Genomic DNA, 15308 nt, shown 5'->3' on the forward strand with positions numbered 1-15308 from the left:
CAAATGCCGACTGTTTTCATCCTTTTGCTTAGCGCAATTTTAAGGTCATTAGCCCTAAAACTACCAGCATAATTGTGATAATCCAGAAGCGAATCACCACTTGAGTTTCACGCCAGCCTTTTTTCTCATAATGATGGTGTAAAGGTGCCATCAGAAATACCCGCTTATTGCGCATTCTGAGTGAACCAATTTGTAAGAAGACTGAAATGGCTTCCACCAAGAACACACCAGCCATAATGGCAAAGACAATTTCCTGACGAACCATTACAGCGATTGTACCGAGCATTGCACCCAATGATAATGCCCCCACATCACCCATGAAGACCTGTGCAGGATGTGCATTAAACCAAAGGAAAGCTAAACCTGCACCAATCATCGCAGCACAAATCACTACCAACTCTGAAGCAAAGCGCACATAAGGAATATGTAAATAATTGGCAAACCGCACATCGCCAGCCAAATAAGCAAATACCCCCAGACCCGCAGCAACCAACACCACGGGCATAATTGCTAAACCGTCCAAACCATCAGTGAGGTTTACAGCATTAGAAGCACCATTAATCACCAAATAGGTGAAAATGATGAAACCAATCCCCAGTGGAATCACCGACAAAGGAATACTTAAATCTTTAAAAAACGGGATCAGCAAATCCAGCATATTTGCAGTATGCACAGGATTGGTCTGTTGCTGTGCAATCACATACAGTGCAATACCTGCCCCTAATGACGCAACTGATGTCCAAAAGAATTTTTTACGTGCAGGTAAACCCGCATTGTCTTTATAGCGAATCTTGATCCAGTCATCGGCCCAACCCACGGCACCAAAAATCACCATCACTGCCAAGACGATCCACACATACGGATTGGATAAATCTGCCCATAACAGTGTTGAAATACCAATCGACATTAAAATCAACACACCACCCATAGTTGGTGTGCCCATTTTTTTGGCATGATTTTCAGGAGCATATGAACTCACGGCTTGACCATATTTGAGTGCTTGCAACTTGCGAATCATCACAGGACCGAGCACTAGACCAATGGTCAGTGCGGTTAAAACACTGAGCAAAGAACGCAATGTCAAATAACGAACCACCTGAAACGAGCTATGGTAGCCCGCCAGTTGTTCAAATAACCATAACAACATTTAGAGTTTCTCCATCAAATCAGCCATCAACGTTTCCATATGGGTATAACGAGAACCTTTAAAGAGGAAACTCATTGACTGGGGTTGATGTGTTTCAATTAAACTATGTAAAAAAGGCAATGCCTGCTCTTGAGTTAAAAAAGCCTGCATTTTTTTACCATATTGAGTGCTGCGTGCACCTTCTTGTGCAGCAGGTGCAAACTCACCTACAGCAACGACGAAATTCAGCCCTTTCACCGAAACCAAATCACGTCCCAACATATAGTGTTGCTGTGCCGCAGCACTGCCTAGCTCACCGATATCACCCGTCACCATCACACGAATACCATCTTGCTGTGCAAGTACTTCGGCAGCAGCACGCATAGAGGTTGGATTGGCATTATAGGTATCATCAATAAACAGATGCGCACCCTGTTGAATAAAGTTTAAACGCCCCTTCGCCCCGACCGCTTGCTCTAAACCCAGTACAATATCATCTAAAGCAATACCAATTGCCAAGGCAAAAGCGGCCGCAGCAGTTGCATTTTGAACATTATGTTCCCCAGCAAACGGCAAATCCACCTGACGCACCCCTTGAGGTGTGTTTAGGCTAAAGGTTGCCGATTGTGCATGTAATTCAATCTCAGTGGCAAAAATGTCACCACCTTGACCAAAACTGAGCACCTGTTCAGTTTGTACAGCCTGGCGAATGCTATCGGCAAAGTCATCGGCCGCAGGAACAATCGCTGTACCATTTGCAGTAATATGCGCATAAATCTCAGACTTGGCACGGCAGATACCATCGCGTCCACCGAATTCACCCAAGTGTGCTGTACCAATATTGATAATGCCTGCAACCAAAGGTTGGACCAAGTTCGAAGTATAATCAATTTCACCTTGATGACTTGCCCCTAGCTCCATCACCGCATATTGATGTTCAGGGCGAAGCTCAAGCAACATGACTGGTACACCCAAGTCATTATTCAGATTGCCTCGTGTCACCAAGGTGGGTGCTATACGTGACAAAATACTGCCTAGCATTTCTTTGGTGGTGGTCTTACCACTACTGCCCGTCAGCGCAATCACTTTTAACTGTGGATACTGTGCACGGCGGTAAGCTCCTAGCTGCCCCAGTGCCAAACGCGTATCAGATACCACCAACTGGCAAATCTCTGCATCAATAGGCTGGCTCACAATGGCAACTTGGCAACCTTGTTTAGTAACTTGTGCAATAAAAGTATGCGCATCAAAACGCTCACCTTTGAGTGCCAAAAATGCATCACCCACTTCTGCATGACGTGAATCCGTCAAAATACGCTTAATCTCCGTATTGGGTGCTTTGTCGTTCAACCAATAACCTTGGGTTGCTTCGACCAATTGTGCTGCTGTCCATGGCATTAAAGGCACTGTGCTTGTTGTAGAGGTATGCATACGACTTCCTTAGTGTGCAGGGTAAGCAGAATCTGTAGTGTGGGTTTGGGTATCAATGGCTGACTGGACTTCAACGACATCATCAAACCAATGCCGAACACCCTCTATTTCTTGATAATTTTCATGACCCTTGCCTGCAATAACCACAATATCACCCGCTTTGGCATGCTGAACGGCAAATTTAATTGCCTCACGACGATCACGGATTTCATGCACCACGCGATCTGCAAAATCAATGCCTGCTTTCATATCTGAAAAAATTTGCTCAGGATCTTCGGTACGTGGATTATCTGAAGTTAACATCACCACATCTGCCCCATTTAATGCAGCTTGGGTCATGAGTGGGCGTTTACCGCGATCACGGTCTCCACCACAGCCAAATACTGCCCAAAGCTGGTGTTCTACATGACGCTTCAACGTGCTTAAAACTTGCACCAGAGCATCAGGCGTATGTGCATAATCAACCACAAACAAACGCGCATCATCTCGAATTACTTGCATACGGCCTGGTGCACCTTTGAGCTGTGCTGTTGTTTCAACAACAGTGGGCAGATCGAACCCTGCTTGTTCCACCACAATTAAACTTGCGACCAAATTTTCAATATTAAAATGACCTAATAATGGATTCTGTACCTGATATTCGGCCTGTGCCGTACACAGGCTAAAGTTCGCACCCGTCAGGCTATATTGAATATTCTTCACCTGATAATCGGCAGGCTGGGTAGTTGAGTAAGTCAATATTTTTGGTTGAGCTGGATTATTTTGTGCGGCTTGCATCATGACCCCAGCGTGCTCATCATCCAGATTGATCACAGCGACCTTCAATGATGGAAATTGAAACAAGCGAGATTTGGCTTCGGCATAAGCCTCAAGTGTGCCGTGATAGTCCAAATGGTCACGACTTAAATTGCTATAGGCTGCAATTTCAATTTCACAACCCGCTAAACGGCCTTGCTCTAAACCATGTGAAGAAGCCTCAATAGAAGCAAATTCCGCATCTTGAGTCGCATAGCTATATAGCGCATTTTGTAAATGCACAGCATCTAATGTGGTATGTGAAGAGGCTTCTAGATTCGGCAAAATACCATTGCCTGTGGTTCCCATCACCGCACATGATTTGCCTTGGAGCATCAACAGTTCTGCAACCAAACGAGAAATCGTGGTTTTACCATTGGTTCCCGTGACCGCTAAAATCCGCGCAGGCGTAAAAGAATGACACGTCAACAAATATCGTTTCTGCCACTCTCCCATGAGGTGACGCACATTCGGCACTACAATGCTGTTTTCAAGCCCGAGTTCAATTTCACTCACCACCGCCAAGGCACCTTTGTCTAAGGCCGTTTGTGCAAATTGAGCTGTCTTTTCAGGTTGTGAGAACGAGGTCAGAGCAATAAAGATTTGTCCTGCCTGTACTTTACGACTATCAAGAACAAAACCCTGAAATGGCTGTGTCATCCATTCAGCAGTTGAGTTAACGGTGTAGAGTTGTTGAAATGTAATAGACATTCATCACCTATCTCTTGATTTCGGGAGAATCTAAGGGTTTATCCAAAGGAACGTTCATTAAACGCAAGGATTCTTGCATAACACGGGCAAACACAGGTGCCGATACAGTACCACCATAGTAAGTGCCTTGTGGGTTTTCAACCACGACCACCATCGCCAAACGTGGATCACTCACAGGTGCAACGCCAGCAAAAAGCGCACGATATTCGTTGGTTGAGTAACCTTTACGGTCAGCACGTAATTTATGTGCTGTACCTGTTTTACCACCTACACGGTAGCCCGGAATGGTCGCACGAGTCGCTGTACCACCTGGCAAGGTTGCAGTTTCCATCATCAGCAAGACTTGATCCGCAATTTTTGGATCAATCATTTGCTCACCTTGAGGTGGTGCATCCAACTTATACAAACTCAAAGGCATTTTTACCCCTTTGTTTGCCAACATGGCATAAGCATCTACCATTTGCAGCACAGTGGCATTCAAGCCATAGCCATAAGCCATTGTTGCAACTTCGGAAACATTCCATTTACTTGGTGGTAAGATTAGACCACCACTTTCACCCGGAAATTTCACTGCCGAACGTTGACCAAAGCCCAAACGCTTATAAAACGTTGGCAAAGTTGAATAAGGGAGTGAAAGCGCAATTTTTGCCACACCGACGTTCGAGGACTTTTGAATAATGCCACCCAAAGTCAATGGGCCATAGTTATGCGTATCACGAATGGTATGGTTGCCGACCCGCATCGAACCTGGAGTAGTATTCACCACGGTATTAGGTTGATATTTTCCACTTTCCAAAGCCATAGAAATGGTTAAAGGTTTCATGGTTGAACCTGGTTCAAAAGAGTCAACCGCTCCACGGTTACGCATGGCATCTTTATTCGATAAACTATTTTTATCATTCGGGTTATACGATGGCCATGACGTCATCGCTAAAATTTCACCCGTTTTTACATCCACCGCGATGGCTGTTGCAGAACGGGCATTGTTCGCTACACCCGCAGCAGTCAACTCACGGTACATGATGTACTGCAAACGCGAATCTATACTGAGGGTAATATTTTCCCCTGGCTCAACTTCTTTGATTACTTCTGGATCTTTAAAGCGATTGCCCTTTTTGTCACGAACGACTTGCTGTTCACCATCAATACCTGAAAGACGTTGATTGAGCTGCATTTCCAGACCTTCAATGCCTGAACCTTCACTGTTGGTCAAACCAATAATCTGTGCATTCGGCTGGGGCTGAGGATAATAGCGCTTGTAGTTCTTTTCGGTATACACCCCTTGGAACTCACGCTTCATAATCAGCTCGGCCTGCTGTGGCGGGACTTCTTTTTGCAAAACCAAATACCGTGAACGAGGGCGCTCGTTCAACTTTTGCTTTAATTCGGCCCGATCCATGCCAACAGCATCAGCCAACTCATCTAAATTTAAATTTTTATCAGGCAATTGTCGTTTCAATTTACGATTGTGCGGGTCTTTGGCTAATTCAGCGGTGATCTCATCAAATAACTTTTTATTATCAAAATAATCACGAGGATCAATCACCACTTTCATAATTGGTGTACTGATCGCTAAAGGTACACCATGACGGTCATAAATTACGCCACGCATGGCCTTAATTTTTTCAGTTCTTAAAATATTGGCATTGGCTTTGTTTTGTAAAAATTCAGTATTAATCACCTGAACATAAAAAGCACGTCCGACCAAAGCAAAGAAGCAGGCTAAAACCACTGCCCACATCAGATAAAAACGCCACATCTCAACCTGTAACGCTGATTTTTCAGTCACGGCTTGCTGTTTTTTACGGGTGGGTTTACGCTTTTCTACCATGTTGCAGCGGCCTTATTTTTTATTTTCTGAAGTCGTGGGTAAAGAAATTACTACGGTTTGTGCCGCAGGAGGTGAATACATTCGAAGTTGTGTCACTGCGCGCGTTCCAATTTGTGCAGTTGCACCAAAGGTTTGCTGTTCAATCAACAAACGCCCCCATTCTGCATTCAGGTCATCGCGCTCTCGCATAAAAGAGCTCATTTCACGATAGTCATGTCGATATTCAAAAACTTGTAAGACCACCATCATGGCACTGATAAACACCAGCACCAATAAAATGGCATAAGCAATGAACTTCTTAAACTTTAACTTTGTTGGAGTTTTTTCAACGACTTCAGTTTTCATTATTCGCCTTTTGCTACTAAGCGTTCTGCAACTCTAAGCCATGCACTACGTGAACGTGGGTTGGCTTTCACTTCGGCATCACTTGCTTTCACACGTGATACTTTCTTTAAACGACGCGTATCTGCGCGTTGTTGTGGCATGCCCCAGCCCAAATCTTCTTCAAGTGTCGACTCTTTTTGAATAAATTGTTTAATTAAGCGATCTTCTAGTGAATGGAAGCTAATGACCGCCAAACGACCATTCGGCTTTAAAACATCTACCGCCTGCGGTAGAAAAACTTCAATATCTTCTAATTCTTTATTAATGGCAATACGAATGGCCTGAAAAGTTCGGGTTGCAGCATGTTTATTTTTTTCCCATTTCGGGTGCGCCACTTTCACAATCTCGGCCAGTTGAGCTGTGGTTTCAATCAGCCCTGCAGCCTTGATAGCTTTCGCAATACGTCGGCTATAACGCTCTTCGCCATATTGGAAAATAACATTGGCTAAGGCTTCTTCTTCAATATTCACTAACCACTGCGCTGCCGTTGGACCTTGCGAGTTGTCCATACGCATATCAAGCGGACCATCTTTCATAAAACTAAAGCCACGCTCCGCCTGATCGAGCTGCGGTGAAGACACACCCAAATCTGCCATGACTCCATCAACCAAGCCAATCCCACGGGCTTCCAGCTCATATTTCAGGTCAGCAAAGCTGGCATGAATAATTTTAAAACGTGGATCTTCTTGTTCTAAAATAGCCGCTGTTTCCAGTGCTTGTGGGTCTTTATCAAAGCCATAGACACGGGCATTTTCATCCAGTTTAGATAACAATAAACGGGTATGTCCGCCACGACCAAACGTACCATCAATGAAAATTCCTGTATTGCGATCTGCTACCAAAGCATCAACAGTTTCGTGAAGTAATACAGAAATATGCGACATAAAGACTCAATACGATCGGAAGGAAAAATGTAACTGCACATTATTACCTTGTTTTAACAAAGCTCCAAACGACTTTTTGTACGGAAATATTACTTTTCATAGACAAAACCGTTTTAAAACAGCCACCGTCATAAAAAAAACCTCCCGTAGGAGACTTTTTAAACATCATCGGCAAAGCGAGCCTAACTCATTTACGGTTATTTGAGATCTGATCGTAAATTGCCCCATTCACAAAGTGAGTCTGTTGCGCTTTCGCCCAGCCCCCAAAAACCTCATCAATGGTGAAAGTTTGTAAGGGTGGGAATTGCGCTTTATATTTTTCTAAAATCGCAGCATTACGCGGACGGTAAAAATATTTCGCAGCCATTTCCTGACCGATCGGTGAATATAAATAGTTAATATAACCTTTGGCTAACCACTTATTGCCATTTTTCTCAACGGTCTTATCTACGATTGCGACAGAAGGCTCAGTTAAAATCGAGATCGAAGGATAAATAATCTCGAATTGGTCTTTACCTAATGTTTTTTGTGTCACTAAGGCTTCATTTTCCCACGTCAATAACACATCACCTATGCGACGTTCCGCAAATGTCGTCATTGAAGCACGTGCTGCAGAATCCATGACTTTTACATTACGGTACATTTTACTGACAAACTCTTTCGCTTTGGTGTCATTACCACCAGGTTGTTTCAATGCATAACCCCAAGCGGACAAATACACCCACCGTGGCAATCCGCCTGTTTTTGGATTTGGCGTAATAATTTGTACACCAGGCTTGGTTAAATCCGACCAGTCTTTAATTTTTTTCGGGTTACCTTTACGCACCATAAATACAATGGTCGATGTATAAGGTGCCGAGTTATTTGGAAACTCTTTTTGCCAGCCTGGTTGAATTTGACCAGACTTCACGATTTCATCAATATCATTGGCCAAAGCCAAAGTCACTACATCGCCTTTTAAACCATCCACCACCGAACGTGCTTGCTTACCTGAACCACCATGTGACTGTTTAAACTCGACCGTTTGTCCTGTACGACTTTGCCAGTAAGCAGCAAAAGACTGATTAAATTCATCATAAAACTCACGTGTTGCATCATAAGATACATTGAGCATAGTACGATCCGCAGCTTGTGCTGAAGTAACACTCAATGTCAGGCCTGATGCAAATAAAGCAGCAGTCAGAATAAATTTTAAATGGGTTTTCATAGCAGCATTAAATTAAATATCTAAAATTATGCTAAATATATGAAACAAAATCACAAACCACAATTCGTGTTTCATGATTAAATTGTTGCGACCTTTAATTTAAACAGGATTAATCCACTGTTTTTATTAAAAATAATAATCCGCTCTTTATTTCTTCCAATTAAATAGATTTTTATGCTTTAAATATGCAGAAAGTGAATATATAACTATTCACTTTCACTGATCAAACATTCATTTATTAAGCTAAGCTACTTATTTTTCAGTATAAATTTGATCAAAAATCGCACCATTCACAAAATGAGTCTTTTGCGCTTTAGCCCATCCACCAAAGACATCATTAATATTAAATGTTTTTTGTTTTGGAAATTGTGCAATATATTTATTCGCGACCTGTTTATTCCGCGGGCGGAAGAAATGCTTTGCAGCCAACTCTTGCCCTTTAGGCGAATACAAATAATTTAAATAGCCTTTAGCCAAATTCCGATTGCCATTTTTGTCGACGGTTTTGTCCACAATCGCAACTGATGGCTCAGCAAGAATCGAAATAGACGGATAAACAATATCGTATTTGTCTTTACCCAAACCTTGCGTTGCCAGTAAAGCCTCATTTTCCCAAGACAAAAGCACATCGCCAATCCCCCGCTCAGCGAATGTGGTTAATGAACCGCGTGCGCCTGAATCCAGTACTTTGACATTTTGATACAGTTTTTTGACCAACTCTTTGGCTTTGGCATCATTTCCACCAGGCTGTTTCAATGCATAACCCCAAGCTGATAAATAAATCCAGCGTGGAGCCCCTCCTGTTTTGGGATTAGGGGTAATAATTTCAACATCTGGCTTGGTTAAATCATTCCAATCTTTAATGTGCTTTGGATTACCTTTACGTACCAAAAACACAATGGTTGAAGTATAAGGAGCAGAGTTATTTGGAAATTCTTTTTGCCAGTTTTTATCAATTTGTCCCGTATTGACGATTTCATCAATATCATTGGCCAATGCTAAAGTCACTACATCAGCTTGTAGCCCGGTTGCAACCGCCCGTGCTTGCTTGCCAGAACCACCATGCGACTGCTTAAAGTTTACCTCCTGACCTGTTCGGGTTTTCCAATATTGCCCAAAAGCTTGGTTATATTCTTGATAAAACTCACGAGTCGGATCATAAGACACATTTAAGAAATCTTTTGCTGCATACGTCGTTGCAGCCCAGCCCCCCAGTAACACAAAAACAGATGTCGCTAATATTTTTTTCATTGCTTTATACTCTTAGTGAATTTTCCCACTATATAAACAACAAAAAATCAGCACAATCATCTAGTTATAATTAATTATGACTTCAAAATCGAATAAAAAGATATCTTTTGAATGACTAAGCTCTATACTTTTTCTCATAATCATCGCGGACAAACACTGATTTACGCACTTAAAATTTTGAAATCTTCATGTTATCTCCACACTTGTTTGGTACAAAAAGCCAAACGATTTGTATTTTCTATTTAGAAATGTCAATTTAACCAAACTTTCTTTATATTTTTGTAAATTTTGTGACACAGTTACACTTTTTTATTGGTAAAACTGGTTAAATTGAAACTAGATTGAAAAAGACTTTTAATAAAAATCTGTTCTAATACCATGTTGAGAGGGGGAATAAGGACATGAAAGCAACATTTTTACACAGCGTTACTTTAAGTATCGGCCTGGCATGTATGAGCCAAATAGGACACAGTGCCGCAATTCAAAACAACGATAAAATTGCAATGCCTGCTGAAAAAACATCGTTGATTGAGAAAGCGCTCAGCCAACAAAAAAGTGGTGAAAAAAACACATTGACGGATACTGATTTAAAAATCATGACCTCAATTAAAGTTGCACCGACACAAAATTTCTTTGCTACACAAAACCAACGCTTCAGTCGTTTTGTGCAATCGCTCTTCCTCTAAATAAAAAAGCATCACATCAGCGCCTCTCTCAAGCGATGATCTTGCCGATTAAAAGTCTGATCACGGAATGTTGAATTAAGCATTAAGTGGTCGGGCTTTTTCGTTATAATAGACCTCAATTTACATTCTGAATCATTATTGGCCATGACTGTTCGTACTCGTATTGCTCCCTCTCCAACAGGCTTCCCACATGTGGGCACAGCGTATATCGCATTATTTAACTTATGCTATGCCAAGCAACACGGTGGTGAATTTATTCTACGTATCGAAGATACCGACCAACTGCGTTCAACACCTGAATCTGAAAAAATGATTTTAGACTCTCTTCGTTGGTTAGGCCTAAATTGGTCAGAAGGTCCAGACATCGGTGGTCCACATGCACCATATCGCCAGTCTGAGCGAATGCATATCTATAAACAGTATGCGATTGATTTAGTTGAGAAAGGTCATGCATTTTACTGCTTTGCAACAAGCGAAGAACTTGATCAAATGCGTGCTGAACAGCAAGCCCGTGGTGAAACACCAAAGTATGATGGTCGTGGTTTAAAACTATCTGCCGAAGAAGTTCAAAGCAGACTTGCTGCAGGTGAGCCACATGTGATTCGAATGAAAGTACCTGAAGAAGGGATTTGTACAGTCAATGACTTGCTACGTGGTGAAGTAGAAATTCCTTGGGCACAAGTGGACATGCAAGTTTTATTGAAAACAGATGGCTTGCCAACCTATCACCTTGCCAATGTGGTCGATGACCATCTCATGCAAATTACTCACGTGTTCCGCGGTGAAGAATGGTTGCCTTCTGCACCGAAACACCAGCTCCTTTACCAATATTTTGGCTGGGAAATGCCTGTACTGGGTCATATGCCTTTGCTACGTAACCCAGACAAGTCAAAATTGTCAAAACGTAAAAATCCAACATCAATCACGTACTATAAAAACATTGGTGTCTTGCCAGAAGCCCTATTGAACTATTTAGGTCGTATGGGCTGGTCAATGCCAGATGAACGTGAAAAGTTCAATCTGGCTGAGATGATTGAGCATTTTGATATTCACCGTGTTTCTTTAGGTGGCCCAATTTTTGATGTAGAAAAACTCAATTGGCTCAATGGTCAATGGATCAAAGGCTTAAGCCCAGCTGAACTATTAGATACACTACTGGCATGGAAATCTGACCGCAAGATGCTCGAAGACATCGCAGCAGCGATTCAACCGCGGATCAACTTACTTTCAGAAGCCGTAAACTGGTCTGCGCACTACTTTAATCAGTTCCCCGCACTGAGCAAAGAACAGTTTGAAAGCAAAAAGTTGACCGAAGAGCAAGTTCGTCAGAGCCTTCAATTTGCGATTTGGCGCTTAGAAAGCATGTTTACGTGGAACAATGATACAGTAAGCCAAACATTGATGGACTTAGCCACCCAGATGGAGATTAAGCTGCGTGACTTTATGCCAGCGTTCTTTATTGCGATTGCAGGTTCAACTGCTTCAACCCCTGTGATGCAAACCATGGTTACCATCGGCCCTGACTTAACCTTCGCGCGCTTACGTCATGCACTTGAAATTGTAGGCGGTCCAAGCAAAAAAGAAGCAAAAGTATGGGAAAAACTAAATGAAAGCTTAAAATTGCCGAAAAATGATGCAGTTGATAACGCTTAATTGATTTTTTAGTTGACGCATGAACGTTATATCCCTAATATAGCGCTCACACAGAGAGACGGTGTTAACCACTCAACGTGATGCCTCAATAAGTCCCTATCGTCTAGAGGCCTAGGACATCGCCCTTTCACGGCGGTAACCGGGGTTCGAATCCCCGTAGGGACGCCATATTTAAGATGGCAACATCTGATAAAAAACCCAAGCATAATGACTTGGGTTTTTTATTGCCTGAAATTTCTTAGCCATCCATTCCAACGCTTTTTTTGGCTTTCTGCACTAATCCGATTAGAATACAACATAGATTAGAATTTCGGAGTCGTCATGCAATACCGCTGTCCTCAATGCCAAAGTCCAAAAATTATGCCTGTTGCTCAAGCAGGCGCTCCAGTAGCACGTCCAGTTGTACCTAAAAGTTTAGTTTTTCTAATCCCTGCTATCTTTGTGTTATTACTTCTGGTGTTAATTAGCATTGCAATGTGGATCTTTGGGGATGGTGCAGGCTCAACACTTCAAATTGCAACGGTTGTCGTGTTTATCGTATGTGTAGTTGCGGGTTTCTTGTTTTACCGAGATCTTCCAGATTTTAAAATTTCGATGCAAGGCTTTATGCAATCCCAAAAAAAATGGAAATGCCGCGAATGCGACCATGAGTGGGAAATTTAAATCCCCTCTTAATATCAGCAGATCAAGGAGAGGCCAAGCTCTCCTTTTTCTTCAGGCAAATTATAAATAATAATAATTATCAAATGGTATTTTTTCTCGATATAATCAATCCACTTTTTGATTATATTCGGAACTTTATTGCCATGAGAAATATGCTCTTTTGTACGCTTGCTCTAAGCACTGCGACTCAAGCCCATGAACCCTATGTCGCACCCTTAGCCTATCTCACAGAGAATACCCAAGTTCCTGTTCTCAGTGCTTATGCGGAACAAGCTTTTCATCCTGAATACGCTTTAAAAGATACATCCTTCACTGTTTTTCAGCCCAACCAAACTCAAAGTACCGTTCAACCCGTAAAAAATTTAGACTCAGCAGCAACGTTTGATCTCAAACTTCCTGAAAAAGGTACCTATACCATTTTCGCAAAGACTTCGTATCCAATTGATTACGTACAACACAATCATCAGTGGAAAATTTTTGCCGATGTAGCAGCAGACAAAGTTCCTGCTCTGAGTGAGCGTGACTATGTCATTCCAAGTGACTTTAAAGGTAAAGTGCCAAGCAAGGTCTCTACGGTTCGTGAATGGAGCATTCAAAGCTATGTCAGCAAGGACAGCACCTCACCTGTCGCTGTAACACCAGCCCCAATTCAAGTCAGCTTTAAAATCCATCCCAACCAAATCAATGTACAGCAACCTGTACAACTGCAAATTACGCAAGCAGGCAAAGCTCTTGCGCATGCAGAGCTTATGGTTCGCGCTCAAGGTGAGCTTGAACAGCAAGCAAAAAGCACACCTGTTGATGCACAAGGCAATGCCACGCTCACTTTTGAACAGGCTGGACAATACTTGATTGAAGTGAGCGAAAAGGTCGATGCCAAAGCAAAACCTAAAAATCAGTATTACAGCATTATCAGCTTACAAGTGAATGCCTCTAAAACACCTTAGAAAACAATTAACAAACATAAAAAAACCAGCCCGAAGGCTGGTTTTTTTATTGGCTAACGACAGTATTAACCGCCAATTTTCTTGTATTTAGTACGTTTTTGTACAGCATCTTCACCTAAACGAGCCAAGCGGTATGCTTCATACTCGGCATAGTTGCCTTCATAAAACTCAGGCTGTTCGTTCTCAAACGACAAGATATGTGTTGCAATACGGTCAAGGAACCAACGGTCATGCGATACCACCATTACCGTGCCTGGGAATACAAGAATTGCATCCTCAAGTGCACGTAAAGTTTCGATATCCAAATCGTTCGATGGCTCATCCAGTAAGATGACATTAGCGCCCATTTGCAGGATTTTCGCCAGTTGTAAACGGTTACGCTCACCACCTGACAATTCACCTACACGTTTTTGCTGATCTTGGCCTTTAAAGTTAAAACGGCCAATATAAGCACGTGATGCAATTTCGTATTCGCCAATTCTTAGGATATCCAAACCGCCAGAAACTTCTTCCCAAACGGTTTTGTTGTTATCCAAAGTATCACGGATCTGACCCACATAAGCGACTTTAACCGACTCACCTAGTGTCACCGTACCTGTATCAGGCTGTTGTTCACCCGTCATCATACGGAATAGTGTGGTTTTACCTGCACCGTTTGGTCCCACAATACCCACAATTGCTGTAGGTGGTACGGTAAAGCTTAAGTTTTCGTAGAGTACGCGACCATCAAATGATTTACTGATGCCTTCTACTTCAACCACTTTATTGCCTAGACGCGGACCAGGTGGAATATAGATTTCAGACGTTTCATTACGCTGTTGGAACTCACGTGAGTTAAGTTCTTCAAAACGCTCCATACGTGCTTTGTTTTTCTTTTGTTGACCTTTAGCATTTGAACGAACCCATTCCAGTTCTTTTTTCAATGCTTTAGCAAAAGATTCTTCTTGCTTCTGTTCTTGCTCTAAACGTGCATTCTTTTGCTCTAACCAAGCAGAATAGTTGCCTTGATATGGAATGCCCATACCGCGGTCAAGCTCAAGAATCCATTCAGCGACGTTATCCAAGAAATAACGGTCGTGCGTAATCGCCACAATCGTGCCCGCGAAGTCTTTCAAGAAACGCTCTAACCAAGATACAGACTCTGCATCCAAGTGGTTCGTCGGTTCGTCTAGAAGCAACATGTCTGGCTTAGATAAAAGCAAACGACATAATGCAACACGACGACGCTCACCACCTGATAGTAAAGTTACGTCTGCATCCCAAGCTGGAAGGTTCAATGCTGCAGCAGCTTGATCCATTTGGTTACTCAGGTTATGTGCATCCCATGAGTGAATAATCGCTTCTAATTTTTCTTGCTCTTTTGCCAATTTGTCAAAGTCTGCGTCTTCAGCCGCATATTCAGCAAATACTTCATCCAAGCGTGCCAAAGCATCTAATGGTTCACGTAAACCATCTTCAACGTTACCGCGAACATCTTTATTTGGATCGAGTGGTGGTTCTTGCTCTAAATAGCCGATTTTGATACCCGGTTGCGCACGAGCTTCACCAGAGAAATCTTTGTCTACGCCAGCCATAATACGAAGCAAGGTCGATTTACCTGCACCGTTTAAACCAAGCACACCAATTTTTGCACCCGGGAAAAATGACAAAGAGATGTCTTTCAAGATTTCGCGCTTAGGCGGAACCATCTTAGACACTCGGTTCATCGTATAAATATATTGGGCCACGCAGGACTCCTC

The 15308-nt window shown here is 42.5% G+C and carries 13 protein-coding genes and 1 tRNA gene; 5 read left to right on the forward strand and 9 right to left on the reverse strand.

What is annotated here, in order from left to right; genetic code table 11:
- Positions 1-28 precede the first annotated feature (28 nt).
- The 8 genes from mraY to DPG01_RS03350 all read right to left on the reverse strand — a co-directional run bounded on the left by mraY (position 29) and on the right by DPG01_RS03350 (position 9620).
- Entirely contained in the window at positions 29-1147 is a 1119-nt protein-coding gene (gene mraY, locus DPG01_RS03315) for a phospho-N-acetylmuramoyl-pentapeptide-transferase (RefSeq protein ID WP_058870423.1), read from the reverse strand.
- Positions 1148-2557, reverse strand: coding sequence for a UDP-N-acetylmuramoyl-tripeptide--D-alanyl-D-alanine ligase (locus DPG01_RS03320; protein WP_110974180.1), 1410 nt, complete (start codon positions 2555-2557; stop codon positions 1148-1150).
- A gap of 9 nt (positions 2558-2566) precedes the next feature.
- Positions 2567-4063 (reverse strand): UDP-N-acetylmuramoyl-L-alanyl-D-glutamate--2,6-diaminopimelate ligase, encoded by a 1497-nt coding sequence (locus DPG01_RS03325; RefSeq protein WP_110974181.1) that lies wholly within the window; start codon positions 4061-4063, stop codon positions 2567-2569.
- A gap of 7 nt (positions 4064-4070) precedes the next feature.
- Positions 4071-5894, reverse strand: coding sequence for a penicillin-binding protein PBP3 (ftsI, locus tag DPG01_RS03330; protein WP_110974182.1), 1824 nt, complete (start codon positions 5892-5894; stop codon positions 4071-4073).
- Positions 5895-5906: 12 nt separating this feature from the next.
- Positions 5907-6239: a cell division protein FtsL gene (gene ftsL / locus DPG01_RS03335; RefSeq protein ID WP_086209053.1), complete on the reverse strand. Its 333-nt coding sequence runs from the start codon at positions 6237-6239 to the stop codon at positions 5907-5909.
- Entirely contained in the window at positions 6239-7162 is a 924-nt protein-coding gene (rsmH, locus tag DPG01_RS03340; RefSeq protein WP_110974183.1) for a 16S rRNA (cytosine(1402)-N(4))-methyltransferase RsmH, read from the reverse strand. The genes ftsL and rsmH overlap by 1 nt, the downstream gene beginning before the upstream one ends.
- A gap of 187 nt (positions 7163-7349) precedes the next feature.
- The gene (locus DPG01_RS03345) at positions 7350-8369 is read right to left on the reverse strand and encodes a sulfate ABC transporter substrate-binding protein (protein WP_086209055.1); all 1020 of its coding nucleotides are present in this window, start codon (positions 8367-8369) and stop codon (positions 7350-7352) included.
- A 252-nt stretch (positions 8370-8621) separates the two neighbouring features.
- Complete coding sequence (locus DPG01_RS03350; RefSeq protein ID WP_086209056.1) at positions 8622-9620, reverse strand: sulfate ABC transporter substrate-binding protein; 999 nt, start codon at positions 9618-9620, stop codon at positions 8622-8624.
- Between the two features lie 401 nt (positions 9621-10021).
- Between DPG01_RS03350 and DPG01_RS03355 the strand changes: the two genes are divergently transcribed.
- From DPG01_RS03355 to DPG01_RS03375, 5 genes are all read left to right on the forward strand, one after another.
- On the forward strand, positions 10022-10306 hold the full coding sequence (locus tag DPG01_RS03355; protein ID WP_110974184.1) for a hypothetical protein: 285 nt from the start codon (positions 10022-10024) through the stop codon (positions 10304-10306).
- A 144-nt stretch (positions 10307-10450) separates the two neighbouring features.
- On the forward strand, positions 10451-11959 hold the full coding sequence (gene gltX, locus DPG01_RS03360) for a glutamate--tRNA ligase (protein ID WP_110974185.1): 1509 nt from the start codon (positions 10451-10453) through the stop codon (positions 11957-11959).
- Between the two features lie 92 nt (positions 11960-12051).
- Positions 12052-12127 (forward strand) — tRNA-Glu (locus DPG01_RS03365).
- Positions 12128-12280: 153 nt separating this feature from the next.
- Positions 12281-12622, forward strand: coding sequence for a hypothetical protein (locus tag DPG01_RS03370; protein ID WP_110974186.1), 342 nt, complete (start codon positions 12281-12283; stop codon positions 12620-12622).
- 143 nt (positions 12623-12765) lie between these two features.
- The gene (locus DPG01_RS03375) at positions 12766-13569 is read left to right on the forward strand and encodes a DUF4198 domain-containing protein (protein WP_110974236.1); all 804 of its coding nucleotides are present in this window, start codon (positions 12766-12768) and stop codon (positions 13567-13569) included.
- 65 nt (positions 13570-13634) lie between these two features.
- On the opposite strand, the gene ettA is transcribed toward DPG01_RS03375, so the two are convergent.
- Positions 13635-15296 (reverse strand): energy-dependent translational throttle protein EttA, encoded by a 1662-nt coding sequence (gene ettA / locus DPG01_RS03380; RefSeq protein WP_086209193.1) that lies wholly within the window; start codon positions 15294-15296, stop codon positions 13635-13637.
- Positions 15297-15308 lie beyond the last annotated feature (12 nt).

The sequence above is a fragment of the Acinetobacter sp. WCHAc060042 genome (assembly GCF_003231195.1).
In the GTDB taxonomy this organism is placed as follows: domain Bacteria; phylum Pseudomonadota; class Gammaproteobacteria; order Pseudomonadales; family Moraxellaceae; genus Acinetobacter.

Coding starts and splice junctions, on each gene's coding strand:
- mraY (WP_058870423.1), bottom strand. CDS start 1,147: ATGTTGTTATGGTTATTTGAACAACTGGCGGGCTACCATAGCTCGTTT.
- DPG01_RS03320 (WP_110974180.1), bottom strand. CDS start 2,557: ATGCATACCTCTACAACAAGCACAGTGCCTTTAATGCCATGGACAGCA.
- DPG01_RS03325 (WP_110974181.1), bottom strand. CDS start 4,063: ATGTCTATTACATTTCAACAACTCTACACCGTTAACTCAACTGCTGAA.
- ftsI (WP_110974182.1), bottom strand. CDS start 5,894: ATGGTAGAAAAGCGTAAACCCACCCGTAAAAAACAGCAAGCCGTGACT.
- ftsL (WP_086209053.1), bottom strand. CDS start 6,239: ATGAAAACTGAAGTCGTTGAAAAAACTCCAACAAAGTTAAAGTTTAAG.
- rsmH (WP_110974183.1), bottom strand. CDS start 7,162: ATGTCGCATATTTCTGTATTACTTCACGAAACTGTTGATGCTTTGGTA.
- DPG01_RS03345 (WP_086209055.1), bottom strand. CDS start 8,369: ATGAAAACCCATTTAAAATTTATTCTGACTGCTGCTTTATTTGCATCA.
- DPG01_RS03350 (WP_086209056.1), bottom strand. CDS start 9,620: ATGAAAAAAATATTAGCGACATCTGTTTTTGTGTTACTGGGGGGCTGG.
- DPG01_RS03355 (WP_110974184.1), top strand. CDS start 10,022: ATGAAAGCAACATTTTTACACAGCGTTACTTTAAGTATCGGCCTGGCA.
- gltX (WP_110974185.1), top strand. CDS start 10,451: ATGACTGTTCGTACTCGTATTGCTCCCTCTCCAACAGGCTTCCCACAT.
- DPG01_RS03370 (WP_110974186.1), top strand. CDS start 12,281: ATGCAATACCGCTGTCCTCAATGCCAAAGTCCAAAAATTATGCCTGTT.
- DPG01_RS03375 (WP_110974236.1), top strand. CDS start 12,766: ATGAGAAATATGCTCTTTTGTACGCTTGCTCTAAGCACTGCGACTCAA.